The organism is Nonomuraea zeae (assembly GCF_005889725.1).
GTDB classification, from domain to species: domain Bacteria; phylum Actinomycetota; class Actinomycetes; order Streptosporangiales; family Streptosporangiaceae; genus Nonomuraea; species Nonomuraea zeae.
Genome location: NZ_VCKX01000668.1, coordinates 1 through 1365 on the forward strand (window position 1 = coordinate 1; position 1365 = coordinate 1365).

At 75.8% G+C, this 1365-nt stretch carries 1 protein-coding gene; it reads right to left on the reverse strand.

Annotated features, from left to right (window positions below):
- Positions 1-1315: polyketide synthase dehydratase domain-containing protein (locus ETD85_RS62250; RefSeq protein WP_206059656.1), on the reverse strand; the 1315-nt coding region annotated here is incomplete at its 3' end.
- Positions 1316-1365 lie beyond the last annotated feature (50 nt).

The window sequence follows — 1365 nt, forward strand, 5'->3', positions numbered from 1 at the left end:
AGATGGGTATAAGAGACAGGGTCTGGGTCAGGCGGGTCAGGCGGGGGATCCTGGCCTGGCCGGCGCGCATGACGACCTGGGGTTCGCCGGTGGCGAGGGCGGCCGGCAGGGCGTCGGGGTCGTCCACGTCCACGAGGACGAAGCGGTCCGGGTGCTCGGCCTGCGCCGTGCGTACCAGGCCCCAGACGGCGGCGCCCGCCAGGTCGCGGACGTCCTCGGCGTCGTCGACGGCCACCGCGCCGCTGGTGACCACGGCCAGGCGGCCGTCGCGGTCCTCGGCCAGCCACTCCTGGACGAGCGCGAGCGTCCGCTCCGCCGTCTCGTGTACCTGCTGGGGCAGCTCGCCCGCCGCGGGCCGGACGACCACCGCCTCGGGGACGCCGTCCCGCCGGGGCGGCGCGGCGGACCACTCCAGCCGGTACGGGAGCCGGCGCGGCGCGGTGACCGGGCGCATGGCCAGCCCGGCGATGCGGGCGACGGGCCGGTCGTCCTCGTCCGCGATCGTCAGCGACAGGGAGCCGCCGGTGCCGGGCGACAGCCGCACCCGGACCTTCGCCGCGCCGGGACGGCTCACCGTGATCCCGCTCCAGGAGAAGGCCAGGCCCGCCTGCCTGGACTCCAGCAGGCCCGCGGTGTGCAGGGCCGCGTCCAGCAGCGCCGGGTGGATCGCGTACTGACCGGCCTCCTGGCGCTGCTCCTCCGCCAGCTCCACCTCGGCGTAGACGTCGCCGCCGTGCCGCCAGGCGGCCCGCAGGCCCTGGAAGGCGGGGCCGTACTCGAAGCCGGCCGCCACCAGCTCGTCGTAGAAGGTCTCGACCGCGATCGGCTCGGCGTCCGGCGGCGGCCCGGCCGCCGGGTGGGTCTCCGCGTCAGCCGGCGCTTCGCCGAGCAGGGAGCCCGAAGCGTGGCAGGTCCACGGGTCCTCGGAGGTCGGGCGGGAGTGGATGGCCAGGTCGTTTCCGCTGAGCGTGACCTGGATCTGGACCGGCCGGTCCGCCGGGAACGCCAGCGGCGCCTGGAACGTGAGCTCCTCCACGCCGGCCGCCCCGGCCACGTCCGCCACGTGCAGGGCGAGCTCGACGAACGCGCTGCCCGGCATGATCACCGATCCCATGACCACGTGGTCGGCCAGCCACGGGCTGGACCCGGCGCCGATCCGGCCGGTGAACAGCCGCCCGCCGTCCGGCAGGTCCGTGCCCGCCCCGAGCAGCGGGTGCGCGCACGGCGCCAGCCCCAGCTCGGACGCGTCACCGAGGGTTCTGGGCGCGTCCAGCCAGTACGGACGGCGCTGGAAGGCGTAGGTCGGCAGCTCCACCCGCCGGAAAACCCGCGCCCCGGCCCCAGTTCTGTCTCTTATACACACCT